Source organism: Flavobacterium cheonanense (assembly GCF_039539185.1).
In the GTDB taxonomy this organism is placed as follows: Bacteria; Bacteroidota; Bacteroidia; order Flavobacteriales; family Flavobacteriaceae; genus Flavobacterium; species Flavobacterium cheonanense.
The window spans coordinates 204,220-228,432 of the sequence record NZ_BAABCT010000005.1 but is presented as its reverse complement, the minus strand read 5'-3'; the positions used below and the strand labels follow the sequence as shown (position 1 = coordinate 228,432).

Genomic DNA, 24,213 nt, shown 5'->3' with positions numbered 1-24,213 from the left:
AATGTTGTGATGCAAATTTAAGTCAAATAGTACGGAGTGCCAAAAAAGAAGTAAATAGTTTTTAACGAGTTTTTGACAATTTTGTAAAAAAAAGGTTTCAATTTTGACAACTGAAACCTTCTTTATTTTGTATTAAAATTTTTAAGGAACAAATTGATATGCACCCAATGCAACATTAGAACTTCTGGAATTTCCAACAATATCATTGAAAGAGCTGAATACAGCATCATTTGTCATTGCTGTATTCCAAGCTTCGCTTAACCATAATTTATTTTTAGCCACATTCTTAAACTTCGGATTAAATGTAGAAGAATTAGTTGCAATGTAACAAGAAGTATAGTCAGTTGTATTAATTGGTGGATACAAAGGATTGTTTGAAAACTGGTTATTGATGTTATTGAATTTTATCAAACAATGATTGAATTTGTAATTAAATAGGGAAGGCGCTTCTGTTTTTTTATCAAGAAACATTTCTATTTGATTACTTCCATAAATAATGCAATTGTTAAAGTTCGCCGCATTCAAATCACTAATATATAGCGTAGTTGATGTTTCCAAATAATTACTCAAAAGTACAGCAACCTGACTTGAACTGTTCCAATTATTGTTAAAGGTACAATGTGTGAAATTATAAGAACCACCAAGAGTTGCTGCCAAACTTGCTTCACCACAATAGTTGACAACTAAGTTAGAACCAGTAATTTGTGCATCTCTACCTAAGATACCTACGTTAGAGCAATTGTATATTTGAGAATTGGTAATAGTAACTTTAGGTTGGTGTGTATCGTCTTCATCTACAGCTAATCTTTTTTGAGCTAATAATCCAACAGTAGCATTTTTTATTGTAAGATGATTAATGGTGTTAGTATTTAACTCAGATAAAATTATTATTGATCCCCATTGTCCAGGAACATTTGCGAATGAAGGTTCTAATCTATCGCCTTCAAAAATCACTTCATTGGTTATATTCTCTGGATTATTGGCAGGTGGATTTCCTCCATTTACTTGAATGGAAGCCGTTTGATTAACTATCAAACTTGAATTGGCATGAAAATGCACTCTGGATCCAGCATCAACAACTAATGTTTTTCCATTCGGAACTAAAGCATTGCCGTAAACTACATAGGGTTTTGCATTGGTCCAATGGAGTTCATCACCATTTACTGGATCGGTTTCACTTAAATTACTTCCTATAAGTTTAATTTCATTTCCATCAGTATCTAGTCCTAAAGATATATTTTCGTAGGTATATGAATTATCAACATTCTGTGTACGATTTGGATAAATGAAAATCGCATCTTGAATTAAAGTAACCAATTCAACCGTTTGCGGCGCTCCAGTTACATTAGTAAATTGTATTTGGTCAGTGTAAAGAAAATCAGTAGGATTAGCACTTGCTACATCACTTGTAACTTCAATGAAAATGAACAAACTGTCTTTAGCAAGCAATTCTACATTACTAAAGATTTTACCTTGAGCACCAGCATCTCCAGTCATTCCGTCAATCATTAATCGGTATTTAGAGTTGATGCCTTTTCCTAATTGAACTTTAGGAATTGAGATATCTTTGTCACTTTTGTTGTAAACTTTTAATCTGTAAGTACTTGAACCAATGTTAGTAAAAACGGTATCCAAATAAACGGTGTCTTTTGAAAATGATAATCCGCCTGTATTGGGTTCAAATTCAAAGTCTTTCCTACAAGAACTTAGAGCAATAGTTATAAATAATAAAAAAAGTAATTTACGCATGGATCACTGAATTTTGGTAAATGTATGTAATAATTTGAAATTTCAAAAATAGATAACGTCAAAAGTTACTTATTAGTTTACTTCCTAATCAAGTAATTTAAAAATGACTAATTTTGTATAAAATTATTGCTATGTCATTTGATAAAGAGAAGATGTTACAACTATGTAACGAGTGGTCTAAAAATACTTTAATGCAAACATTAGAGATTGAATACATCGACGCGGGAGAGGATTTTCTAGTAGCAACGATGCCTGTAAATCCAAGAGTGCATCAACCCATGGGATTGTTGCATGGCGGTGCTTCTGTTGCTTTAGCAGAAAGCGTTGGAAGTGCAGCATCCATTATGTTTGTTAATCCAGAAAAACAAGAAGTTCGTGGAATTGAGATTTCTGCCAACCATGTTAGAAGTAAACGTGAAGGAATGGTAACAGCCACAGCCAAAATTCTACACAAAGGAGCGAGTATTCATCTTTGGGAAATTAGAATTGTAGATGAAGCCGACAGATTAATATCGTTATGCAAATTAACGAATATGATTTTACCAAGTAAAGGACGATGAGTTTCTTATTTCAAAAAGTAAAAGAGCAGTTCAATAACAAACTTCCATTTGTTTGTTATTGCAAACCTAATTCCGACAAGATAATTGCTTTTCTTCAGAAAAATGATGCGTTATTTGAGCTTGAAAATGATAAAAGTGGCTTCGCATTTGTATCTTTTGATAATCAAAAGCGGTATTTAATTCCTGAAGATAATTCGGATATTTATTTTGAAGAAGTTTCAAATTCTGATTTTATTTTTGAAAATACTTTTAAATCAGAAACCAATTTACAGGATAAAGTTAAGTTTGAGAATTTGGTAAAAAAAGGAATTGACTCTATTCAAAATGGAGCATTTGAAAAAGTAGTTTTATCAAGAAAAGAAATCACACAAGTTAATCATTTTGATATTGAATTGGTTTTTAGAAAACTACTATTTAATTATAAATCGGCTTTTAAATATTGTTTTTATCATCCTAAAATTGGTTTTTGGATGGGTGCAACACCAGAACAGTTTTTAAAAATTGACGAAAATTTGATTAAAACCGTTTCTTTAGCTGGAACACAATTAAACACTGGTTTAGAATTGATTAAATGGCAAGATAAAGAAATTGTTGAACAGCAAATAGTCACTGATTATATTGTAAATAATTTAAAATCATTTTCAGAAAATGTAACTTATTCGAAACCTTATAATCAGCAAGCTGGAAATTTAGTGCATCTTAAAACAGACATTCAAGCTGAAGTTGAGGATAGGAATAGTATTTCAAATATTATCGATTCATTACATCCAACACCAGCTGTTTGCGGATTTCCAAAAGAGGTTGCCAAACAATTTATTCTTGAAAACGAAGGTTATAATAGAGAATTTTATGCAGGATTTTTAGGAGAATGGAACAAGGATTTTCAAACCTTTAAGGAAGAACAAACGGATTTATTTGTGAACTTGCGATGCATGAAAATTGAAAATAATGAAGTAAATTTATATATTGGTTGCGGAATTACAAAAGATAGTAATCCTGAAAAAGAATTTATAGAAACACAGAATAAGTCTTTGACTATTAAAAGTGTATTGTGATATAAGTTGGAGGATGGATGTTGGAAGTAGGAAGTAGGAAGTAGGAAGTAGGAAGTAGGAGGTTAATTATACAACAATACAATATAAGACAATACATTATACAAGATTACAATATACAATATACAACAATACAATATACAACAATACAATATACATTATTTAAAATGAAACTAGATATATTAGCATTTGGCGCTCATCCAGACGATGTCGAATTGGGTTGTAGCGGAACTATTGCAAAAGAAATTTCTCTTGGGAAGAAAGTCGGAATTATCGATTTGACTCGTGGTGAATTAGGAACTCGTGGTTCAGTTGAAATTCGTAATTCGGAATCAGCTAAGGCTTCTCAAATTCTGGGTGTTTCTGTTAGAGAAAATCTTGATATGCGAGATGGTTTCTTTGTAAACGATGAAGCACATCAGTTGAAAATCATCGAAATGATAAGAAAGTACCAACCTGAAATCGTGCTTTGTAACGCTATTGATGATAGACATATCGATCATGGAAAAGGAAGTAAATTAGTTTCTGATGCTTGTTTTTTATCAGGTTTACGAATGATTGAAACAGAATGTAATGGTGAAAAGCAAAGTGCTTGGCGACCAAAAGTTGTATATCATTACATTCAATGGAAAAATTTGGAACCTGATTTTGTAGTAGATATTTCAGGTTTTATGGAAGTTAAAATGGAATCAATTTTAGCATATGGCTCACAATTTTATGATCCAAATTCTAAAGAACCAGAGTCTCCTATAAGTTCGAAAAATTTCTTAGAAAGTGTAAAATATAGAGCCCAAGACTTAGGAAGAATAACAGGTGTTGCTTACGCTGAAGGATATACTGTAGAAAGATATTTGACAGTCAATAGCTTAAGTGATTTGAAATAATTTTTTTAAATTTTTCTTTGTAAAATAAAACTTTTGCAATACATTTGCACTCGTTAAAAATGGTGGTTGTAGCTCAGCTGGTTAGAGTATTGGTTTGTGGTGCCGAGGGTCGCCGGTTCGAACCCGGTCAGCCACCCTTAATTAAAAAGCCTTGAAGAAATTCAAGGCTTTTTTTGTTTATATATAGTTTAATTGATTATTCTGTAGCCATTCGCTTTAAAATTGCCCATTGTTTTAAGGCTGTTCGTGCATCAACTGCTGGATATCCTAAAACAGTTTTTCCTGCTTCAACATCGGCTGCAACTCCAGAACCAGCACCAACTATAGCTCTGTCGCCAATAGTTAAATGGTCTTTTATAGAAGCACTTCCTCCAATCATTACGCCATTTCCTAAAGTTACTGAACCAGCAAGACCGCTATTTCCTGCCATGATACAGAATTTTCCAAGTTTACTATTGTGTCCAATTTGAACTAAATTATCAATCTTACATCCATCACCAAGAATTGTTGAACTGAATTTTCCTCTATCTACAGATGAGTTTGCACCAATTTCTACATTATTCCCAAGTATTACATTACCAATTTGTGGAATTTTAGCCAATCCTCTTTCTGGACATGGTCTAAAGCCAAATCCATCAGCTCCAATGGTACAATTGGGATGCAAAATGCAGTAGGCACCAACATGACATCTTTCACGTACCACAGCTCCAGGCCAAATCACAGTATTGTTTCCAATAGTCGATTCGTCAAGAATGGTTACATTTGGATATAAAGTAACATTTTCGCCTAAAACTACATTTGGACCAACATAACAACCAGCACCAATTCTAGAACCATTTCCAATTTTTGCAGAGGCATCAATGGTAGCTGTTGGATGAATTTCGTGACTAAATTGTGGAGTAGGTGGCGCAAACATCTCAAGAATTTGAGACATCGCCAAATCGGCATTTTTTACTTTTATAAACACTCGATTTTCACCTGGTTCTATTGAAATATCTTGGTTTACTATGGCAGCACAAGCTTTTGAAGCAGCCCAATATTTTTCGTATTTTTTATTTCCAATGAAAGAAATTTCATTTTCAGTAGCTAGTTCTAATTGCTCTGGAGCAGTTATGGTGTTGGTTGTTGTCCCAATAATTTCACCATTTAGAATGGCATTAATTTCCTGAATTGTATAATTTTTCATTTAATTTGGTTTGGTTATAGCTTTCAAATTAAGTAAATAGTTTTCATATTCACTAATTATTAGTTAAATACCTTATTTATTTTTGAAAATATTTTACTTTTGTTTCTATAATTTTAAAAGATGAAATATTTATTAATATTATTTTTAGCTCCAATCTTAACCTTTGGACAGATTGAAAGAGCGATTAAGCTTAAAGTTGCTGTGATGCAAAATTTTGTTGCAAAAGGTGCAGAAGGTGAAACTATGTTCTGGCAAACAAAAGGCAGAATTACTTTCGGAATTGTAAATTATACAGAAGAACAAAATCCAATTTTCAAGGATTTATTCATCAGTCAATATAAAGAATTACTAGTTATTTATAACAAAATGAATGTTTCCGAAGATGAAAGAGATACGGCTCTATACATTAAAACTTTGATTCGTCAAGAGCAAGATTATAGAAATCTACTTACTAAAGAACAACTGAAATTATATCTAGATAAATTAGCTGATTTCGAATTAAATAATCCACAAGCACACGATTCTTATTCGTCTTTATTTTTTTCAGAAAAATTATTAAAGGAATTTATTTCAAAATTCTAATACAAAAAAAGCTCCGACATTAATCGGAGCTTTCTTTTATAATCTATTTACCATCTTTATCAACGACAATTCTATCTTTTCTGTTGGCAATTTCCCAAGCTATTGTAAAAGCTAATTGGGTTCTTTTTGCTAATGCATCAAATTCAATTTTATCAACTTCATCAGTAGGTTTATGATAATCTGCGTGAGTTCCGTTGAATAAAAATACTGATGGAATTCCATTTTTAGCAAAGTTATAATGGTCGGAACGATAGTAAAAACGATTTTTATCGTTTCTGTCATTGTATTTATAATCCAAAGTTAATTTGGTGTATTTATTGTTTACTGCTTCGCAAATATTGTATAAATCGGTTGAAAGATAATCGGAACCAATTACATAAACATAATTGTTAGAATCAGCATGTGCTTCATCACGACGTCCAATCATGTCAATATTTACATCAGCAACAGTATTAGCTAAAGGAAACAAAGGATTTTCAGAATAATATCTTGAGCCATGCAATCCGTGTTCTTCTCCAGTTACGTGAAGTATTAGTATGGAACGTTTTGGTCCGTGACCTTCTTTTTTGGCCTTCTGAAAAGCTTGTGCAATTTCTATTAAACCAACAGTTCCAGAACCATCATCATCGGCACCATTATAAACTTCGCCATTTTTCATTCCAACATGATCGTAATGCGCAGATACAACTATAATTTCTTCTGGTTTTTCAGAACCTTCAATGAAAGCCCAGATGTTTTCTGAATCAGGTAGTTTAGGACTAAATCCTTTTTTCATGTATTCAGAAGGCACTTTTTGGTAATAGCTATCAGCTCCTTTCGGAAAAGGAATTCCCATTTTTTTGTATTGCTCAATAATATAGTTTCCTGCTTTTTTTTGACCTTCACTTCCTGTATTTCTACCTTCCATTTCATCGGATGCAATAACGGTGAGATTAACTTTAAGTTCTTCAGCAGTGATTGAGTTAACATAACTATTAACATCTAAGGGTTTAGTTGTTTTGGTAGATGGACTATTTTGAGTTCCAGAACACGATAATAGTATTAGCGCTAAACCTGTAATTAGTATTTTTTTCATATTAGTGAATGGTTATAAATGAGTAGATGATGAAAAACATTAAAACAAAAAACATCAAAATTGTATTTAAAAATAGCAGCAAACTACTTTTTATGAATGATGTTATTCGAGTACCTTGATAGAAGTTTTTACTTGATCTGTAAAAGTAATATATAAACCAAATAGGAATAATTAAGTTCAATGAAATATCAATGGTTTCTGTAACTCCATTTTCTCCAAATAGATAAATAAATTGAATTAAAAATGTTGAAATTAAAATTATTAAAAGCATAAAAGAAAAGTAATGCAAAGTAAAAATACCATGATCAAAATAATACCATTTCTTTTTGTCATAAAAGAGCCATAATAAAAAGGCAAATAAAGGCATATAAACAAATAATGCTTTTGGAATGTTGTGTTTGAATGATTCTATAAATGCTGGAATTATTTCGTCACTATCCTTCTTTTGAGTAACTTTCATTAACTTTTTTGCAAACCAAAAACTTACAGGATTTAACTTATCTTTTCCAAATTTTTGTAAAGAATCCATTTGCTTTATGGATTTATATTTTTTACCACCAAATGCGAAATCTACTTTTTGTTTATCTTCAGATTTTTGAGTGTAATCTAATAAAGTATCGTATTCCTTTTTAGATAATTTTCCTTCATTTAATAAGGATTTTAATTTTAATTCTTGTGGAGAGATATTGATAGTATCTTCTATTTCGTTAGATTCTGTAAATTTCACTAATCCGCCAGCAGCTTTAGTTTGCTTTTTTTCTGTTCTGGCTTCATCAGCTTTTATCTCTTCAGCAATATTACTTGGTAAAAGTGAAATTAGAAAAAACGTAACAAAACTTATAAAAATATACAACCTAACAGGAGCAAGGTAAGACAATCGTTTTCCCGATAAATATTCTTTAGTTAATGATGCTGGACGTAATAAAAGATTTTTAATCGTTTTCCAAAAAGCATTTTCATAATGTGTTAAATCCTCAAAGAAGTGTATAAACAAATGATGAAAAGTTTTACGAGATTCAGTGTTTTCTTGACCACAATTCGGACAAAAGCGACTTGCAACAACGTGATTGCAATTCAAACAAGTTTTATCTTCTCTTAAAGGACTTTTGTGCGACATAAAGTAAACGATATTTTATGTTGTAAAGCTATTAAAAAAAATTAGTTTTACTTTTGATACTATAAATTAGTTATAAAATTTTATTTTTGTTACAAATACATTTAGAATATGCAATCAAAAGCCACAACTCCTGAACAATATTTAGCAGAACTTCCAGAGGATAGAAGAGAAGCAATGTCAAAACTTCGTGAAATAACGTTACAAAATCTTCCAAAAGGTTTTGAAGAGCAAATTAGTTATGGTATGTTGGGTTATGTTGTACCACATTCTATTTATCCAAATGGTTATCATTGTACACCTGAATTGCCTTTGCCTTTTTTTGCCATCGCTTCTCAAAAGAATTCCATAAACATCTACCATATGATGGTTTATTCTGATAAAAATCTACACGATTGGTTTTCGGCTGAATATCCTAAATATTGTAAATCAAAATTAGATATGGGAAAAAGTTGCATACGATTTAAGAAAATGAACGATATTCCTTATGATTTAATTGGAGAATTACTTTCAAAAGTTACTGTGGAACAATGGATTTCTGACTATGAAAAAAACCTAAAAAAATAATAATGTTAGATATAGTAAAAGAAAATTACAGTGCCATTTTTGAAGAAAAACTTCTTGAAGAAATAGCTCAAGTAGCAAGAATCTACGATTTTAAGGAAGGTGATGTGCTGATAGATTTTGGTGATTATATCAAGAATATGCCTTTATTATTGAAAGGCGCAATCAAAATTTTAAGAGAAGATTTTGATGAAGGTGAACTATTATTATACTTCATAGAAAAAGGAGATACTTGTGCCATGACAATGGCTTGCTGCCTTGGAGATACTAAAAGCGAAATTAAAGCTGTTGCCGAAACCGATGTGAAACTAATCATGATTCCGGTCAGTAAAATGGAAGAATGGTTAGGGAAATACAAATCATGGCGCAATTTTGTTTTCAACAGCTACAACAATCGATTGAAAGAAATGCTAACAGCAATTGATAATTTGGCATTTATGAATATGGACGAACGTCTTTTGAATTATCTTTTTGAGAAAGCAAAAATCAATAAAACAAATCACATTCAAAACACGCATCAAGAGATTGCTTATGATTTGCATACTTCACGTGTAGTAATTTCAAGATTGCTAAAAGCTTTAGAAAACGAAGGAAGAATAAAATTACACAGAGCTTCCATCGAAATTGTTGTATAATTGTAACAATAGTTACCCAATTTAAAAATATAAATACGAACCTTTGTTCCGCAAAATTTAGTAAATGGAAATATCTCATATAATTGGATACATTTTAGCGTTTTTTGTTGGAATCACTCTTGGTTTGATAGGAAGTGGAGGTTCTATTTTATCAGTTCCTATTTTGGTTTATGTTATGGGTGTTGAGCCTATTCTTGCAACAGCATACTCTTTATTTGTAGTTGGAACAACAGCATTATTTGGAGGTGTTCAAAAAGCAAAACAGCAATTAGTCGATTTTAAAAAAGTAGTTTTATTTGGTGTTCCTACAATTCTTGCAGTTTTCTTGACACGAAAATTCATTGTGCCCAATATTCCTGAAGTTATCTTTTCTACAACTTCATTTTCATTACATAAATCGGTTTTGATAATGGTTGTTTTTGCCATTGTAATGATTGCAGCATCTATTAGAATGATAAAGCCTTTAAAAGAAAAAATCATTAACGATGATACCAAACTAAACTATATTGCAATTTTTTCTCAGGGACTTTTTATAGGATTTGTAGCAGGATTCGTAGGTGCTGGTGGCGGATTTTTAATCATTCCAGCCTTATTGTTTTTAGCAAAAACTCCAATGAAAATGGCAGTCGGAACATCACTTTTTATTGTTTCAGTTCAATCATTAATAGGTTTTATTGGTGATATTCGTCCAGAACAAAATTTGGATTGGAATTTAATTATAATCTTCACAGTTTGCTCTATAATTGGTGTTTTTATTGGAAGTTATCTCTCTAAAAAAATCGATGGAGAAAAACTCAAAACAGGTTTCGGATGGTTCGTTCTCGCTATGGGAATTTACATTATCATCAAGGAGACTTTCTTTGGTAACATCTGATATTTATCATATTTTCTAATTTTTTGTTCCTCTATTTTTGATAAAATTTTTATCTTATGAGATTAGAGCAAATTTATACCGGATGTATTGCAGAAGCTGCCTATTACATCACTTCCAATGGAGAAGCTGCAATTGTTGATCCTTTAAGAGAAACCCAACCTTATTTAGATAGATTAGAACGTGATAATGTAAAGTTAAAATATATTTTTGAAACCCATTTTCACGCCGATTTTGTTTCAGGTCATATAGATTTAGCAAACAAAACTGGAGCTACAATTGTTTACGGACCAACAGCAATGAAAACAGGTTTTGAAATGCACGTTGGAACAGATGGCGAAATTTTTAAAGTTGGCGGAATTGATATAAAATTAATTCACACTCCAGGTCACACCATGGAAAGTTCTTGCTTTTTAGTTTCTAATGAAGATGGAAAAGAGCAAGGATTAATTTCTGGGGATACTTTATTTATTGGTGATGTTGGTCGTCCTGATTTGGCACAACACGTAATTGCCGATTTAACGCAAGACAAATTAGCACGTCATTTGTATCATTCGCTTCGCACTAAAATTATACCTTTATCAGATGATTTAATTGTCTATCCAAATCACGGTGCTGGAAGTGCTTGTGGTAAAAATATGAGTAAAGAAACTACTGATACACTTGGTAATCAAAAGAAAACCAATTATGCTTTGCAAGAAATGACCGAAGATGAATTTGTAGAAGCAATTTTAACTGGATTAACAACGCCACCACAATATTTTCCAAAAAATGTATTGATGAATATTCAAGGTTATGATTCTTTAGATTCAATCATGGAGAAAGGTCAAAAAGCATTTTCAGTAAATGAATTTGAAGTGCTTATTAACGAAACGAAAGTTCTAATTCTGGATACACGTAGAGCCGAAATTTTCGCAAAAGGATTTATCCCAAATAGCTTAAATATTGGTTTAGAGAGCAATTTTGCGTCTTGGGTTGGCGAATTGATTTTAGACATCAAACAAGAAATTATAATTGTTGCAGAAAATAATGAAAAAGTAAAAGAAGTTATTATTCGTTTATCGCGTGTAGGTTACGACAATGCTATTGGATATTTAGATGGCGGATTTGAAGCATGGCAAAACGCAGGAAAAGAAATTAATATAGTTCACAGAATTACTGCCGAGCAACTTGAAAAACACTGCAATCAAGAAAAACAAATCATTATTGATGTTAGAAAAGTTAGCGAATTCCAATCAGAACATTTGGTTGATGCAATCAATATTCCATTAAATGTTTTGCACAATCATTTAGCTGAATTTCCTAGGGATAAAGCATTCATATTGCATTGCGCAGGCGGATATCGTTCCATGATTGCAGCTTCCATGTTAAAGCAAAAAGGGTTTGATAATTTTGTTGATGTCATTGGAGGATTTAATGATATTAAGAAAACTTCATTATCAAAAACAGAGTACGTTTGTCCTTCTACAATGTTGTAAAAAAAAGTTTAGACGGATTCTTTGTTAAATTGTAACAAAAGTTACGCTATTATCGTTCAAAACTGATTAATTTTACATTATCAAATTAATGATATAGGTATGATTATAGAACAAATTTATACAGGTTGCTTAGCACAAGGTGCTTATTATATTGAAAGTAACGGTGAAGTAGCTATTATTGATCCACTTCGTGAGGTGCAACCTTATGTTGATAAAGCGACTGCCAATGGAGGCAAAATAAAATACATTTTTGAAACCCATTTCCATGCTGATTTTGTTAGCGGACACGTTACATTAGCTGAAAAAACAGGTGCTCCAATTGTTTTTGGACCCAATGCCAATCCAACTTTTGAGGCGCATATTGCCAAAGATGGTGAAGTTTTTCAATTGGGTGAAATAACAATTACATGTCTTCACACACCTGGACATACAATGGAAAGTTCATGTTACCTATTAAAAGATAAAGACGGAAAAGACTATGCGCTTTTTAGTGGTGATACGTTGTTTTTAGGTGATGTTGGTCGTCCTGATTTGGCTCAAAAAGCAGCTGACATGACGCAAGAACAACTGGCTGGAATTCTTTTTGATAGTTTGCGAACTAAAGTAATGACTTTAGCAGATGATGTAATTGTTTATCCAGCGCATGGTGCAGGAAGTGCTTGCGGAAAAAATTTAAGTAAAGAAACCGTAGGAAGTATTGGTGACCAAAAGGCGACTAATTATGCGCTTCGTGCCGATATGACACGTGAGGAATTTATAGCCGAAGTTACCGACGGTTTATTGCCTCCGCCAGCTTATTTTCCTATGAATGTGAAGTTGAATAAGGAAGGTTATGGTAACGTAGAAGATATTGTAAGAGAAGCAAAAGCTTTTGACGCAAAAACATTTGAATTGGTTGCGAACGAAACAGAAGCTTTAATTTTGGATGTTCGACACCAAGATGATTTTGAAAAAGGACATATTCCGAAATCAATTTTTATTGGTATTGATGGACAATTTGCTCCTTGGGTTGGTGCTTTGATTTTAGACATCAAACAAGAAATTCTTCTTGTAACTCCAGAAGGTAGAGAAGAAGAAACTATCAAAAGATTAGCAAGGGTAGGATATGACAACACTTTAGGTTATTTAAAGGGTGGATTTGAAGAATGGAAAAAAGCTGGTCTAGAATATGATACAATTACTTCTGTTACAGCAAAAGTTCTCGAAGAGAAAATGGAAGAAAAGGTTCCAGTTTTTGACGTAAGAAAGCCAGGAGAATATGCTTCTGAACATATTTTAGACGTTCCTTCAACTCCTTTAGATTTTTTAAACGAACATTTGGCTGAGTTTCCTAAAGAAGAAGATTTTTATTTGCATTGCGCCGGAGGTTATCGTTCTATGATTGCTGCATCGATATTAAAAGCTCGTGGTTATCATAATGTAATCAACGTATTAGGTGGTTTTGCTGCCATAAGAAATACCGGAATTAAAACAACAAATTACGTTTGTCCATCTACATTGAAATAAATAAAAAAATGAAACAATTACTTTTTACCAATTGGCATTTTATGCGATTCCTTAGAGTAGCATTGGCTTTATTTTTATTTTATAATGCTTATCAAACGCACGAATGGTTTTTTATAGTTTTTGGAATCTTCTTTTTGTTTCAAGCCCTTTTTAATATGGGTTGCGGACCAAGTGGATGTAATGTAAATTACGATAAAAATAAATAATTATGAACGATTCATTTAAAGATATTATCAATTCTGATAAACCTGTTTTAATAGACTTTTTTGCCACTTGGTGCGGACCATGTCAAATGCTCGGACCAGTTTTGAAACAAGTAAAAGACAGTTTAGGTGATAGAGTTTCTATCATTAAAGTAGATGTAGATAAAAACCAAGAATTAGCGGCAATGCAACAAGTTCGTGGTGTTCCAACAATGATGTTGTATCAAAGAGGACAACAACTGTGGCGTCAATCAGGAGTTTTATCTAAAGAAGAAATTATTCAAATTATTCTGGAAAAAACAAATTAATAAATAAAAAAATGGAAACAATTTTTGAAGTTGAGAATATAAAATGTGGTGGTTGTATGAACAGTATTAAAACAGCTTTATTAAAAATTGATAACGTAGAAGAAGTTACCATTGATAAAGAAATTGATACCATAGTTGTAAAAGGAACCGCGAATAGAGCAACAATTATTGCTAAACTAAACGAACTTGGTTATCCAGAAAAAGGTGATAATACGTTGCTTCGCCAAGCCAAATCCTATGTGAATTGCGCTATCGGAAGAATGAATGAGACCAAATAAAATGAGTAAGAAAGCAATTATTATAGCAGCAGTTGGAGTTATCGTTGGAGCAATTGCAGGATATGCCTACTATCATTATGTAGGTTGCGCTAGCGGAACTTGTGCCATAACCTCTAAACCATTGAATAGCACATTATATGGTGCCTTGATGGGCGGATTGTTATTCAATTTATTTGTAAAGGAGAACAAGAATAAATAAAAGTTAATTTATTTTTGTTTAAGGAATAAAATAGTATATTTGGAACACTATTTGATATAAATAAGTAAAGAAACATTAATTTTAAAAATATAAAAAATGAAAAAAGTAGCATCAATGTTAGCTGTAGTAGCGTTTTTATTTTCAATGAATGTAAACGCTCAAGAGCCAAAACAAAAAAAGAAAAAAGCTAAAACTGAAAAAACAGCTTCAACAACAGAAGAAAAAAAATCTTGTAGTGAAGGTGAGAAAAAAAGTGGATGTTGTGCATCTAAAAAAGCAGCATAATTAGCTAAGATATTTTAAAAAAGCGTTCAAGAAATTGGACGCTTTTTTTTGTGTAACATTTGTCACATTTTAATTTATTTTTATTGAATAAATTTGTTCTATGAAATATTTTGCAATTTTATTATGCTTTTATTTTAATGCCTTAACCATTCTTCCGTCGGTTAAAGCAATCAAAATGCAATTGGCTCAAAAAGAACAAGTTTCATGCAATAAATCCAATTCTGACTGTGAACCAACTAAAGGTTGTGAAAAAGAAAAATGTCTCTTAAGTTATAGCTTGAATAGTCCAACATTTTTAGTATTTGCTTCAACATATTCTTTTGTAAACAACATAAGTTTTATTCCAAAAAAAGAAAATATTTTATACCACAAAAACTTTAGTTCTAATTATAATGTAACTATTTGGCAACCACCAGAATCGTTTTTATTGTCTTAAAATAAGCGTAATTTAATGAATTACAACAAATCAATTTAAAAATTTAAAACATAAAAAAATGAAAAAAATAGTTTCAATATTAGCAATAGTAGCTTTCTTATTTTCAATGAATGTAAACGCTCAACAAGAGCCTAAACAAAAAAAGAAAAAAGCTAAAACAGAAAAATCATGTTCTTCAGAAGAGAAAAAATCTTGTGGCGAAGGTGAGAAAAAAGGAGGCTGTTGTTCTTCTAAAAAAGCAGAAGAGAAAAAAGCGTAATTTTTTAATGTAATAGTGATGATTAGTGTCAGTTTTTAATTGACACTAATCTTCTATTATACAATTTTAAAAATCTTAAAATGAAAACATTATATAAAATTGTATTCCTCTTAATTTCAAGTTTTGCCATTTCGCAAACTACTTTTGATTATCAGGTGCAATTAAATCCGATAACCATTCCGAATTTTCCCGGAATTCATTCGTATGCCTTTGCACAACATAACGGAAAATGGTTAATAATAGGAGGGAGAATCGACGGAATTCATGCACGCCAACCTTTCAATGCTTTTCCAGCTGCAAGTAATAATACCAATATTTATGTGGTTGATATTGCTACCAATCAGTTTTGGTCAGCTTCAGTAAATTCTTTGGCAACTGCTTTAAAAGAACAACTTCAAGCGACAAATTTCAACTTTTACCAAGATGACACAACTCTTTATTTAGTTGGTGGTTACGCGTTTTCGGCTACAGCCAATGATCATATCACGTTCAATAAAATGACATCAGTTGATGTGCCCAACTTGATAAATGCAGTAATTGCAGGAACTCCAATTGCAAGTTATTTCAAACAAATAACGGATGAAAATTTTGCAGTTACTGGCGGACAATTAGGTAAAATTGGAAACACGTTTTATCTTGTTGGAGGTCATAGATTTGACGGAAGATATAACCCAATGAACAACCCAACTTTTGTGCAAACCTACACTAATGGAATTAAAAAATTTACCATTAACAATTCAGGAACACAATTGAGTATTGCTAATTATGAAGTAATTACCGATGCTGTTCATTTACACAGAAGAGATTATAATTTGTTACCACAAGTTTTTCCAAATGGCGAATTGGGTTATACGATTTCATCAGGTGTTTTTCAAATCAATGTAGATTTACCATTTTTGTATCCGGTTGATATTAAGGCATCTGGACATGTTGCTCAAACTACATTTAATCAGTATTTGAGTAACTATCACAGTGCCAAATCCTGTTTGTATGATGCATCAACCAACAGAATGCACAATTTGTTTTTTGGAGGAATTAGCCAATACTATTATAACGGAACCACTTTGATTCAGGATAATGCGGTTCCTTTTGTAAATACAATTAGTCGCACAACACGCTTTGCAGATGGTTCTTTGCAAGAATATCAATTGCCAGAAACAATGCCGAGTTTAAAAGGTGCTAGTGCCGAATTTATTCAAAACAAAGCATTACCACATTTTTCAAATGAAGTAATAAAGTTAGATGAAATCACTGCAAATGAATTTGTAATTGGTCATATCGTAGGTGGTTTGAGCAGTCCGACGCAAAATCCTTTCAGCGTGAATCAAACTAGTACAACTTCAGCAAATCCAACCATTTATGAAGTAAAATTGATACGTAATCAACCTTTGGGAGTTCAAGAAATCAACGGAAAAAATCCATTTTCTATGTCGGTTTCTCCAAATCCAACTCAAAATGGTGTTGTAAAAATTAACTTTAATATGGCTTATGAAACAACAATTGATTATTTCGTAACTTCATTAGACGGAAAAATTATTACAGATGGTGAAGTTTCTGATGCCAAACAAGGAGAAAATTCAATGAATTTTGAAATCGATGGCGTTGCAAATCAAACTGTTATCATAACTTTTATCTTTAATGATAAATTTTATGTTTCTCAAAAAGTGATAGTTAACTAAATAAATCACACTATTTATTCAAAAAGCGTTCAAGAAATTGGACGCTTTTTTTGTAACATTAGTTACTCTGTAACATTTGTAACTGTAAAGACATTTTTACCGTTCTACTTTTGCTTTATAATTCAGATATAAAATTATGAAGAAAATAAGTTACATCATTTTTACAGGAACAATTTTGAGTTCACTTTTTGGTTTTAGTCAAGATACTTTGTCTATTTCTAAAAGCGAATTGTCTCAGAAACTATCCGAAAAGAATTTACAAATAAAAATTGCTGAAAAAACCTATCAATCAGCAAAGGCAGATTACAATCAATCCAACGCACTCTTTTTGCCCAACATCAATGTGTCGCATACCGGAATTTCTACCACCAATCCATTGATGGCTTTTGGTTCTAAATTGAATCAAGAAATTTTGACTATGGCAGATTTCAATCCAGCGTTGTTAAATGATCCAGCTAAAACGCAAAATTTTGCTACCAAATTTGAAATCCAACAACCTTTAATTAATGTTGATGGTTTGTTTGAAAGAAAAGCTGCAAAATCTAAAATGGAAGCCTATCAATTGCAAACCGAACGTACTAAAGAATATTTAGAATTAGAGGTTTCAAAAGCGTACATGCAATTGCAATTGGCTTACAGAGCAGTAAAAGTTTTAGAAAAAGCCAATTCAACAGGAAAAGCCAATTTGAAATTAGTTGATAATTATTTCAAACAAGGAATGTTGCAAAAAACCGATTTGCTGAATGTTCAAGTTCGAGTAAATGAAATCGCCAACCAACTGCAATATGCCAAGAGTAATGTGCAAAATGCGTCCGATTATTTAGCTTTTTTATTGAATGAAGATAGTAATGGGAAAATCTACAAACCATCGGAAGAATTAGATAATGCAATTGTAATTGAAGAAATAAATACTTCATTATCAGATAATAGAAAGGATATTCAAGCGATGAGTAAATCGTCTGAAGCTTATGCTAAAATGTTGCAATCCTCTAAAATGGCTTTCTTACCAAGATTAAATGCTTTTGGAAGTTATGAATTGTACGACCAAAACTTTTTAGGAACTGCTGCTAAAGGATATTTAGTCGGAGCGCAATTATCATGGAATGTTTTTGACGGATATAAATCGATTGGAAAATTTCAAAAAGCCAAAGCTGAATCGCAAAAAGCCGATGTTGAAAAAGACCAATACAAAAAACAAAGCCAATTGGAATTAAACAAAACCAATCGTCAATTGAAAGATGCTGAAAATAAAGTAAATCTGTCAAAATTAGCCTTGGAACAATCCCAAGAAGCTTATAGAATTCGTCAAAATAGATTTACGCAAGGATTAGAAAAAACAACCGATTTATTGCAATCAGAAACTCAAATGATTCAAAAAGAATTGGAGCATTTGCAATCGGTTTTTGAATATAATTTCACTAAGCAGTATTTGCAATTTTTAACTAAGTAAAAGAGTATTAAGATTAGAGTATTAAGTATTAAGACAATAGAAAATATTATGAAGAAAGTAATAACCATCCTAACCCTATCAACTATCTTATTCGTATCATGCGGAAAAGAAACGAAAGAAGCAACCAATAACGAACCAGCCATTGCAGTTCAAGTAAGCGGAATTTCAGCCGATTCAAATGCGCCATTTGTAACCGCAAGTGGAAAAATTGAAGCCGAAAATAGTGCCAATGTTTCTACTCGAATGATGGGTTATGTGACAAAAGTTCACGTAAAAGTAGGGCAAAAAGTAGGAGCTGGGCAGCTTCTAGTAAGTGTAAACAACACCGACTTACAAGCCAAGAAAGCACAAGTAGATGCTTCTATTTTGCAAGCAACAGCAGGGTATAATAATGTCAAAAAAGATTATGATCGTTTTGTAGCCTTATTTGCACAACAAAGTGCTACTCAAAAAGAATTGGACGATATGACTTCGCGTTACGAAATGGCAAAAGCAGGTTTAGAAGGAGCAAGGCAAATGCGAAACGAAGTAATGGCGCAGTTTTCTTATTCCAATATTACAGCTCCATTTTCTGGAGAAGTTACTAATACGTTTGTTAAAGAAGGTGATATGGCGAATCCAGGAATGCCTTTAGTTAGTGTTGAAGGAGTTTCAAGAATGCAAGTAACTGCAATGGTTTCTGAAAGTGATATTGCTCAAATTACTAACGGAATGGCAGTTAAAGTTTTAGTAAAATCAATCAACAAAGAAGTGTCAGGAAAAGTTTCTGAAGTAAGTGGTTCGGCTAAAAATACAGGTGGACAATATTTAGTAAAAGTAACCTTGAACGCAACTGACAAAGCCATTTTATCAGGAATGTTTGTGAATGTTCAATTTCCAATTGCGAACAAACCTAAAACGGAAACAACAATAAAATCAGATAAAGTTATGGTGCCAGAAAGTGCTTTGGTAAAACAAGGACAACTTACAGGAATTTACACCATAGCCAACGGAAAAACAGCCATTTTAAGATGGATAAGAACCGGAAAATCATTCGGAAACCAAGTAGAAGTTTTATCAGGATTATCGGCTAACGAACAATACATCGTTTCAGCAGAAGGAAAATTGTATAACGGAGCTTTGGTTAGTATTCAGTAATCAGTGTTCAGTGTTCAGTCGCAGTATTCAGTCGCAGTATTCAGTCGCAGTATTCAGTCGCAGTAATCTCAGTAGAAGTGCTTTTTAAATATAAGTTTTTAGTTTTTAAGCATTGCCTTTTAAACTCATAAACTTCTAAACTCATAAACTAAAAAAAATGCAAGAAGGTATATCAGGTAAAATAGCCCATTTTTTCATCAACTCTAAATTAACCATTCTATTGATGGTTGGATTGATGATAATCGGTGTATATAGTTCGTTCTTAATTCCGCGTGAAGAAGAACCACAAATCAATGTTCCAATGGCCGATGTCATGATTGGTTATCCAGGAGCAAGTCCGGCAGAAGTAGAAAGCCGTGTTATAAAACCATTGGAGAAAGTTTTGTCAAACATCAAAGGCGTTGAGCATTTACATAGTATGGCTATGAATGGTCAAGCCATGATTATTGTGCAATTTTATGTAGGTGAAGATTCGGAACGCTCGTATGTAAAATTATACGACGAGTTAATGAAAAACGAAAATATGTTCCCAAAAGGTGTTTACAAACCTATGGTAAAAACGCGTTCGATTGACGATGTTCCCATGATGGGATTGACACTTTGGAGCGAAACATTAAACGATTTTGAAATTCGTCAAATTGCCGAAGAAGTAACTTCTGAAATAGAAAAAGTAAAAGATGTTGCCATTACCAAAGAAATTGGTGGAAGAACTCGTGAGCTGAAAGTAGTTTTAGACAAAGATAAAATGGCTGAAAATGGTGTGGATGCTTTGTCAGTTATGCAAATGATTCAAGCCAATAATGGTAGTTCGCAATCGGGAAGTTTTGTTTCTAATGATAAAGAATACTTGCTTACAACAGGACAATTTCTATCCAATTCAGAAGACGTTGAGAATTTGGTTGTGGGTGTAAATGCAAACATGCCAGTGTATTTAAAACAAGTAGCTGCTGTTCAAGATGGACCTTCAACACCAAGAAGTTATGTGTCTTTTGGTTACGGAAAAGCCAATGAAAAATATACTAAAAACAAATCAGAATATCCAGCGGTTACTATTTCTATAGGAAAAGTAAAAGGCGCTGATGCGATGAAAATTGCAGATAAAATCCTTGAAAAAGTAGAAGGTTTGAAGAAAACTTTAATTACCGACGACGTTCATGTGGAGGTTTCTCGTAATTATGGAGAAACTGCTTCTCACAAAGTAGGAGAATTATTGATGCACTTAGGAATTGCGATTATTGCCGTAACGCTTTTAGTAATGTTAGCTATGGGTTGGCGTGGTGGATTAGTGGTATTCTTTTCTGTGCCATTAACGTTTGCTTTGACTTTGTTTGCTTACTATATGTTGGGTTATACGCTTAACAGAATTACGCTTTTCGCCTTAGTTTTCGTGGTGGGAATTGTGGTAGATGATAGTATTATAATTGCCGAAAACATGCACCGACATTTCAAGATGAAGCGATTACCGTTCAAACAAGCCGCTATTTTTGCGATTAATGAAGTTGGAAATCCTACCATTTTAGCAACGTTTACCGTTATTGCAGCAATTCTTCCAATGGCGTTTGTATCAGGAATGATGGGACCTTATATGAGTCCGATGCCAATTGGAGCTTCTATTGCGATGTTGCTTTCATTGTTTGTGGCTTTAACTGTTACGCCTTATTTGGGGTATCATTTATTACACGAAAAGGACGAACAAGAACACAAAGCCGAACAAGGATTAGAAACGTCTTGGATTTATAGAGTTTACAACAAAATTGAACGTCCATTTCTTGAAAATTCTACCAAACGTAGAGTAATGTTAGGAATTACGGTTGTCTTATTAGCAGGTTCTGTTTTGATGTTTTTCACCAAATCCGTTTTGGTAAAAATGTTGCCTTTCGATAACAAAAACGAATTCCAAGTGGTAGTTGATATGCCTGAAGGAACTACGTTAGAAAGAACGGCAGCCGTTACTCAAGAAATCGCTCAATATCTTACGACTATTCCAGAAGTTGTGGATTATCAAAATTACATCGGAACTTCTGCACCTATTACGTTCAACGGTTTGGTTCGTCATTACGATTTGCGTGGCGGAAGCAATATGGCTGATATTCAAGTGAATTTGTTACACAAAGAAGACCGTGATTTACAAAGTCATGATATTGCCAAATTGGTTCGTCCAGAAGTGCAAAAGATTGCTAAAAAATATGGTGCGAATGTCAAAATTATCGAAGTGCCACCAGGACCACCAGTTTTATCGACATTGGTTGCCGAAATATATGGACCAAATTATAAAGACCAAATTGCCGTAGCCAATCAAGTAAAAGGTATTTTAGAAAAAACATCCGATATTGTTGATGTCGATTGGATGACTGAAGATAATCAAACTGAATATCGATTGGAAGTGGACAAAGAAAAAGCAATGCTTAACGGAATTGCACCACAACAAGTAGTTGGAAATCTTACTTATCTTTTGAAAGAATATCCAGTTTCTAATTTGTATGATGAAAATTCTAATAACAGTGTTGGAATCGTATTGTCTCTTGATGATAAAGACAAAACATCGTTGCAAGACATTCAGAATTTAAAAATTAAAGGAAGTCAGGGTAATGTGGTTCCAGTTTCTGATTTGGTTAAAGTGGTTGCTGATACTTTGCAGAAAACAATTTACAGAAAAGACCAAAAACGAGTAGTTTATGTAACGGCTGATATGGCAGGAACACTAGAAAGTCCGGTGTATGCTATTTTGGGAATGAACGAAGAATTGCAAAAGATGAAATTGCCAAAAGGATACAAAGTCAACGAATTGTATATGGATCAACCATCAGATGAAAGTGATTTCACGGTAAAATGGGATGGAGAATGGCAAATTACATTAGAAGTGTTCCGTGATTTGGGTGTAGCGTTTGCGGTTGTTATTGTTATCATTTATATGCTGATTGTAGGTTGGTTCCAAAATTTCAAAACACCAATGGTTATGATGATGGCAATTCCACTTTCGTTGGTCGGAATTGTATTCGGTCACTGGTTACTAGGAGCTTTTTTCACAGCAACATCTTTTATTGGAATGATTGCATTGGCAGGAGTCATGGTTCGAAACTCCGTCTTGCTCATCGACTTTATTGAAATCCGACTTAATGACGGAATTCCATTAAAACAAGCCATTATCGAAGCAGGAGCAGTGCGAACCACACCAATCTTACTAACAACAGGAGCCGTTGTAATTGGAGCCGTAATCATTCTATTCGATCCAATTTTCCAAGGATTAGCGATTTCATTAGTTTTTGGAGCTATCGTTTCAACAATTCTAACCTTGATTGTAGTGCCATTAATCTACTACATTACAGAAAGAAAAAAATGGGAGAATAATTAGTGGTCAGTGGTCAGTGTTCAGTATTCAGTCAATTGTCACACTGAGCTTGTCGAAATGCATTTTAAATATAAGTTTTAGTTTTTAAGCTATGCCTTTAAACTCTTAAACTTTTAAACTCTTAAACTTTTAAACATGAAACTATTATTAATAACAGCAGTAGCTGAATTTGAAAAAGAAGTCAAACAAATTCTAAAAAAAGCACAAGTCAAAACGTTCTCTTACCGAGAAGTTACAGGCTATAGAGACACTTCAGAAGACGCCATTGAAAGCAATTGGTTTGGAACAGAAATGAACGAAAATGAATCCATAATGTTTTACGCCTTTGTAGAAAAGGAAAATGTTGATATGGTTTGTAGCGCTATAACTGAATTCAATGCAAAACAAGAAACATTATCACATATCCATTCCGCCATTCTGAATATAGAAAAATCTAATTAATTTGATATCTAATATTTAATATCTAAAATCTAATATTAAAATGAAAACAAGAATTATTCATGCCGTTGCAGGAACTTTTATCCTTATCAGCATACTTTTATCTTTATATGTAAATCAGAATTGGTTGTGGTTTACTGCCTTTGTCGGTGCTAATCTTTTACAATCATCCATTACAAAATGGTGTTTGATGGCCGATATATTGACTAAATTAGGAGTGAAAGATTAAATCAATTAATTGCTTTGAATAAAAAATGGTTCTCTTAGTGGGAACCATTTTTATTATTTATTCATCACTTCTTTTATTTGCTTCAAGTAGTATTTTTTTACCACAGCGGTATCACCACTTAAATCAGAAATACTTCTTTTTCTTTCGTTGAACATAAAGATGAAAAAACTTGTAAATAATAAAGCGTTAATACAAATCATTTGGATATAAAACATACTTGAATTCATACTTTGCAAGTATTCCGATTGCTTCATCCAACTCAAATCATTGTATACTTTTGCATCGGCTTTGCTTACTGCAAATAGGGTATTGATTATCGCAATAAGTCCAAGTAGTAAATTGGGTAAGTACCTTCTAAAGGCGTCACTATAGGTTATAGCATCACCATTCATTTTTAATATATGTAATCCTAATGCAAGTTTGCCTGGCGTAGCGCCAAATTTGGTAGGGAAGTAGATGTGGTAGAAAATAGTAATGGCATTACTAACCAAAATACCTGCATAGACATTATTTAAATCCATACTATTAAAAACAAAAAATCCGACAGATATTGGAGCAAGGATGATTCCATCAAGGAGTAAAGCAGCAAATCTATAGCCAAAGTTACCATAAATGCTGTCGTAACTTCCTTCTAAATGAACAGGTAATTGCTTGTCTTCCATGAGTTTGTTGTTGTAAATGAAATAGTTTTTTTAGTACTATTGTGT

27 protein-coding genes and 1 tRNA gene are annotated in these 24,213 nt (G+C 32.6%); 23 read left to right on the top strand and 5 right to left on the bottom strand.

Features of this window, described 5'->3' with window-relative positions; all coding sequences use genetic code 11:
* Positions 1 to 141 precede the first annotated feature (141 nt).
* Entirely contained in the window at positions 142 to 1,749 is a 1,608-nt protein-coding gene (locus ABD766_RS10870; RefSeq protein WP_344816716.1) for a hypothetical protein, read from the bottom strand.
* Between the two features lie 131 nt (positions 1,750 to 1,880).
* Here ABD766_RS10870 and ABD766_RS10865 point away from each other — a divergent pair, with 131 nt between their 5' ends.
* The 4 genes from ABD766_RS10865 (at position 1,881) to ABD766_RS10850 (ending at position 4,381) form a co-directional block, all read left to right on the top strand.
* A complete protein-coding gene (locus tag ABD766_RS10865) occupies positions 1,881 to 2,309 on the top strand; it encodes a hotdog fold thioesterase (protein WP_298305333.1) in 429 nt (142 codons plus the stop codon).
* Positions 2,306 to 3,364 carry an isochorismate synthase gene (locus ABD766_RS10860; protein ID WP_344816715.1) on the top strand — a complete coding sequence of 353 codons (1,059 nt, stop codon included), beginning with the start codon at positions 2,306 to 2,308 and terminating at the stop codon, positions 3,362 to 3,364. The genes ABD766_RS10865 and ABD766_RS10860 overlap by 4 nt, the downstream gene beginning before the upstream one ends.
* A gap of 164 nt (positions 3,365 to 3,528) precedes the next feature.
* A complete protein-coding gene (bshB1, locus tag ABD766_RS10855) occupies positions 3,529 to 4,245 on the top strand; it encodes a bacillithiol biosynthesis deacetylase BshB1 (protein WP_344816714.1) in 717 nt (238 codons plus the stop codon).
* A gap of 62 nt (positions 4,246 to 4,307) precedes the next feature.
* Positions 4,308 to 4,381, top strand: a tRNA-His gene (locus ABD766_RS10850).
* Between the two features lie 60 nt (positions 4,382 to 4,441).
* Here the strand turns inward: ABD766_RS10850 and lpxD are convergent.
* Complete coding sequence (lpxD, locus tag ABD766_RS10845; RefSeq protein ID WP_344816713.1) at positions 4,442 to 5,431, bottom strand: UDP-3-O-(3-hydroxymyristoyl)glucosamine N-acyltransferase; 990 nt, start codon at positions 5,429 to 5,431, stop codon at positions 4,442 to 4,444.
* Between the two features lie 120 nt (positions 5,432 to 5,551).
* Here lpxD and ABD766_RS10840 point away from each other — a divergent pair, with 120 nt between their 5' ends.
* Positions 5,552 to 6,013 (top strand): hypothetical protein, encoded by a 462-nt coding sequence (locus tag ABD766_RS10840; RefSeq protein ID WP_344816712.1) that lies wholly within the window; start codon positions 5,552 to 5,554, stop codon positions 6,011 to 6,013.
* A gap of 43 nt (positions 6,014 to 6,056) precedes the next feature.
* On the opposite strand, the gene ABD766_RS10835 is transcribed toward ABD766_RS10840, so the two are convergent.
* Positions 6,057 to 7,088: a M28 family metallopeptidase gene (locus tag ABD766_RS10835; protein WP_344816711.1), complete on the bottom strand. Its 1,032-nt coding sequence runs from the start codon at positions 7,086 to 7,088 to the stop codon at positions 6,057 to 6,059.
* A 1-nt stretch (position 7,089) separates the two neighbouring features.
* A complete protein-coding gene (locus tag ABD766_RS10830; protein ID WP_344816710.1) occupies positions 7,090 to 8,205 on the bottom strand; it encodes a DUF3667 domain-containing protein in 1,116 nt (371 codons plus the stop codon).
* Positions 8,206 to 8,313: 108 nt separating this feature from the next.
* Between ABD766_RS10830 and ABD766_RS10825 the strand changes: the two genes are divergently transcribed.
* The 18 genes from ABD766_RS10825 (at position 8,314) to ABD766_RS10740 (ending at position 23,506) form a co-directional block, all read left to right on the top strand.
* Entirely contained in the window at positions 8,314 to 8,769 is a 456-nt protein-coding gene (locus ABD766_RS10825; RefSeq protein WP_344816709.1) for a DUF1801 domain-containing protein, read from the top strand.
* 2 nt (positions 8,770 to 8,771) lie between these two features.
* Entirely contained in the window at positions 8,772 to 9,401 is a 630-nt protein-coding gene (locus ABD766_RS10820; RefSeq protein ID WP_344816708.1) for a Crp/Fnr family transcriptional regulator, read from the top strand.
* A gap of 64 nt (positions 9,402 to 9,465) precedes the next feature.
* Positions 9,466 to 10,275: a sulfite exporter TauE/SafE family protein gene (locus tag ABD766_RS10815; protein WP_344816707.1), complete on the top strand. Its 810-nt coding sequence runs from the start codon at positions 9,466 to 9,468 to the stop codon at positions 10,273 to 10,275.
* 56 nt (positions 10,276 to 10,331) lie between these two features.
* A complete protein-coding gene (locus tag ABD766_RS10810; protein WP_344816706.1) occupies positions 10,332 to 11,750 on the top strand; it encodes an MBL fold metallo-hydrolase in 1,419 nt (472 codons plus the stop codon).
* Between the two features lie 99 nt (positions 11,751 to 11,849).
* Positions 11,850 to 13,256 (top strand): MBL fold metallo-hydrolase, encoded by a 1,407-nt coding sequence (locus ABD766_RS10805; RefSeq protein WP_344816705.1) that lies wholly within the window; start codon positions 11,850 to 11,852, stop codon positions 13,254 to 13,256.
* An 8-nt stretch (positions 13,257 to 13,264) separates the two neighbouring features.
* On the top strand, positions 13,265 to 13,462 hold the full coding sequence (locus ABD766_RS10800) for a hypothetical protein (RefSeq protein WP_344816704.1): 198 nt from the start codon (positions 13,265 to 13,267) through the stop codon (positions 13,460 to 13,462).
* Between the two features lie 2 nt (positions 13,463 to 13,464).
* The gene (gene trxA / locus ABD766_RS10795) at positions 13,465 to 13,767 is read left to right on the top strand and encodes a thioredoxin (protein ID WP_344816703.1); all 303 of its coding nucleotides are present in this window, start codon (positions 13,465 to 13,467) and stop codon (positions 13,765 to 13,767) included.
* 11 nt (positions 13,768 to 13,778) lie between these two features.
* Entirely contained in the window at positions 13,779 to 14,045 is a 267-nt protein-coding gene (locus ABD766_RS10790) for a heavy-metal-associated domain-containing protein (protein ID WP_344816702.1), read from the top strand.
* Between the two features lies 1 nt (position 14,046).
* Entirely contained in the window at positions 14,047 to 14,244 is a 198-nt protein-coding gene (locus ABD766_RS10785) for a DUF6132 family protein (RefSeq protein ID WP_344816701.1), read from the top strand.
* A 96-nt stretch (positions 14,245 to 14,340) separates the two neighbouring features.
* A complete protein-coding gene (locus tag ABD766_RS10780; RefSeq protein ID WP_344816700.1) occupies positions 14,341 to 14,529 on the top strand; it encodes a hypothetical protein in 189 nt (62 codons plus the stop codon).
* 100 nt (positions 14,530 to 14,629) lie between these two features.
* On the top strand, positions 14,630 to 14,965 hold the full coding sequence (locus tag ABD766_RS10775; RefSeq protein WP_344816699.1) for a hypothetical protein: 336 nt from the start codon (positions 14,630 to 14,632) through the stop codon (positions 14,963 to 14,965).
* A gap of 58 nt (positions 14,966 to 15,023) precedes the next feature.
* Positions 15,024 to 15,224, top strand: a complete 201-nt coding sequence (locus tag ABD766_RS10770; protein WP_344816698.1) for a hypothetical protein — start codon at positions 15,024 to 15,026, stop codon at positions 15,222 to 15,224.
* Between the two features lie 80 nt (positions 15,225 to 15,304).
* Positions 15,305 to 16,903, top strand: coding sequence for a hypothetical protein (locus ABD766_RS10765; protein WP_344816697.1), 1,599 nt, complete (start codon positions 15,305 to 15,307; stop codon positions 16,901 to 16,903).
* Between the two features lie 136 nt (positions 16,904 to 17,039).
* Positions 17,040 to 18,353, top strand: a complete 1,314-nt coding sequence (locus tag ABD766_RS10760; protein ID WP_344816696.1) for a TolC family protein — start codon at positions 17,040 to 17,042, stop codon at positions 18,351 to 18,353.
* Between the two features lie 48 nt (positions 18,354 to 18,401).
* Positions 18,402 to 19,490, top strand: a complete 1,089-nt coding sequence (locus tag ABD766_RS10755) for an efflux RND transporter periplasmic adaptor subunit (protein ID WP_344816695.1) — start codon at positions 18,402 to 18,404, stop codon at positions 19,488 to 19,490.
* Positions 19,491 to 19,647: 157 nt separating this feature from the next.
* Entirely contained in the window at positions 19,648 to 22,842 is a 3,195-nt protein-coding gene (locus tag ABD766_RS10750) for an efflux RND transporter permease subunit (RefSeq protein ID WP_344816694.1), read from the top strand.
* A 132-nt stretch (positions 22,843 to 22,974) separates the two neighbouring features.
* A complete protein-coding gene (locus tag ABD766_RS10745; RefSeq protein WP_344816693.1) occupies positions 22,975 to 23,280 on the top strand; it encodes a hypothetical protein in 306 nt (101 codons plus the stop codon).
* Between the two features lie 34 nt (positions 23,281 to 23,314).
* Positions 23,315 to 23,506, top strand: a complete 192-nt coding sequence (locus tag ABD766_RS10740) for a YgaP family membrane protein (protein ID WP_344816746.1) — start codon at positions 23,315 to 23,317, stop codon at positions 23,504 to 23,506.
* A gap of 53 nt (positions 23,507 to 23,559) precedes the next feature.
* Here ABD766_RS10740 and ABD766_RS10735 read toward each other — a convergent pair whose 3' ends face one another.
* Positions 23,560 to 24,168: an RDD family protein gene (locus ABD766_RS10735; protein ID WP_344816692.1), complete on the bottom strand. Its 609-nt coding sequence runs from the start codon at positions 24,166 to 24,168 to the stop codon at positions 23,560 to 23,562.
* Between the last annotated feature and the right edge of the window lie 45 nt (positions 24,169 to 24,213).

Excerpts from the sequence above, each read along its gene's own strand:
- ABD766_RS10870 (WP_344816716.1), bottom strand. The coding sequence starts at position 1,749 with ATGCGTAAATTACTTTTTTTATTATTTATAACTATTGCTCTAAGTTCT.
- ABD766_RS10865 (WP_298305333.1), top strand. The coding sequence starts at position 1,881 with ATGTCATTTGATAAAGAGAAGATGTTACAACTATGTAACGAGTGGTCT.
- ABD766_RS10860 (WP_344816715.1), top strand. The coding sequence starts at position 2,306 with ATGAGTTTCTTATTTCAAAAAGTAAAAGAGCAGTTCAATAACAAACTT.
- bshB1 (WP_344816714.1), top strand. The coding sequence starts at position 3,529 with ATGAAACTAGATATATTAGCATTTGGCGCTCATCCAGACGATGTCGAA.
- lpxD (WP_344816713.1), bottom strand. The coding sequence starts at position 5,431 with ATGAAAAATTATACAATTCAGGAAATTAATGCCATTCTAAATGGTGAA.
- ABD766_RS10840 (WP_344816712.1), top strand. The coding sequence starts at position 5,552 with ATGAAATATTTATTAATATTATTTTTAGCTCCAATCTTAACCTTTGGA.
- ABD766_RS10835 (WP_344816711.1), bottom strand. The coding sequence starts at position 7,088 with ATGAAAAAAATACTAATTACAGGTTTAGCGCTAATACTATTATCGTGT.
- ABD766_RS10830 (WP_344816710.1), bottom strand. The coding sequence starts at position 8,205 with ATGTCGCACAAAAGTCCTTTAAGAGAAGATAAAACTTGTTTGAATTGC.
- ABD766_RS10825 (WP_344816709.1), top strand. The coding sequence starts at position 8,314 with ATGCAATCAAAAGCCACAACTCCTGAACAATATTTAGCAGAACTTCCA.
- ABD766_RS10820 (WP_344816708.1), top strand. The coding sequence starts at position 8,772 with ATGTTAGATATAGTAAAAGAAAATTACAGTGCCATTTTTGAAGAAAAA.
- ABD766_RS10815 (WP_344816707.1), top strand. The coding sequence starts at position 9,466 with ATGGAAATATCTCATATAATTGGATACATTTTAGCGTTTTTTGTTGGA.
- ABD766_RS10810 (WP_344816706.1), top strand. The coding sequence starts at position 10,332 with ATGAGATTAGAGCAAATTTATACCGGATGTATTGCAGAAGCTGCCTAT.
- ABD766_RS10805 (WP_344816705.1), top strand. The coding sequence starts at position 11,850 with ATGATTATAGAACAAATTTATACAGGTTGCTTAGCACAAGGTGCTTAT.
- ABD766_RS10800 (WP_344816704.1), top strand. The coding sequence starts at position 13,265 with ATGAAACAATTACTTTTTACCAATTGGCATTTTATGCGATTCCTTAGA.
- trxA (WP_344816703.1), top strand. The coding sequence starts at position 13,465 with ATGAACGATTCATTTAAAGATATTATCAATTCTGATAAACCTGTTTTA.
- ABD766_RS10790 (WP_344816702.1), top strand. The coding sequence starts at position 13,779 with ATGGAAACAATTTTTGAAGTTGAGAATATAAAATGTGGTGGTTGTATG.
- ABD766_RS10785 (WP_344816701.1), top strand. The coding sequence starts at position 14,047 with ATGAGTAAGAAAGCAATTATTATAGCAGCAGTTGGAGTTATCGTTGGA.
- ABD766_RS10780 (WP_344816700.1), top strand. The coding sequence starts at position 14,341 with ATGAAAAAAGTAGCATCAATGTTAGCTGTAGTAGCGTTTTTATTTTCA.
- ABD766_RS10775 (WP_344816699.1), top strand. The coding sequence starts at position 14,630 with ATGAAATATTTTGCAATTTTATTATGCTTTTATTTTAATGCCTTAACC.
- ABD766_RS10770 (WP_344816698.1), top strand. The coding sequence starts at position 15,024 with ATGAAAAAAATAGTTTCAATATTAGCAATAGTAGCTTTCTTATTTTCA.
- ABD766_RS10765 (WP_344816697.1), top strand. The coding sequence starts at position 15,305 with ATGAAAACATTATATAAAATTGTATTCCTCTTAATTTCAAGTTTTGCC.
- ABD766_RS10760 (WP_344816696.1), top strand. The coding sequence starts at position 17,040 with ATGAAGAAAATAAGTTACATCATTTTTACAGGAACAATTTTGAGTTCA.
- ABD766_RS10755 (WP_344816695.1), top strand. The coding sequence starts at position 18,402 with ATGAAGAAAGTAATAACCATCCTAACCCTATCAACTATCTTATTCGTA.
- ABD766_RS10750 (WP_344816694.1), top strand. The coding sequence starts at position 19,648 with ATGCAAGAAGGTATATCAGGTAAAATAGCCCATTTTTTCATCAACTCT.
- ABD766_RS10745 (WP_344816693.1), top strand. The coding sequence starts at position 22,975 with ATGAAACTATTATTAATAACAGCAGTAGCTGAATTTGAAAAAGAAGTC.
- ABD766_RS10735 (WP_344816692.1), bottom strand. The coding sequence starts at position 24,168 with ATGGAAGACAAGCAATTACCTGTTCATTTAGAAGGAAGTTACGACAGC.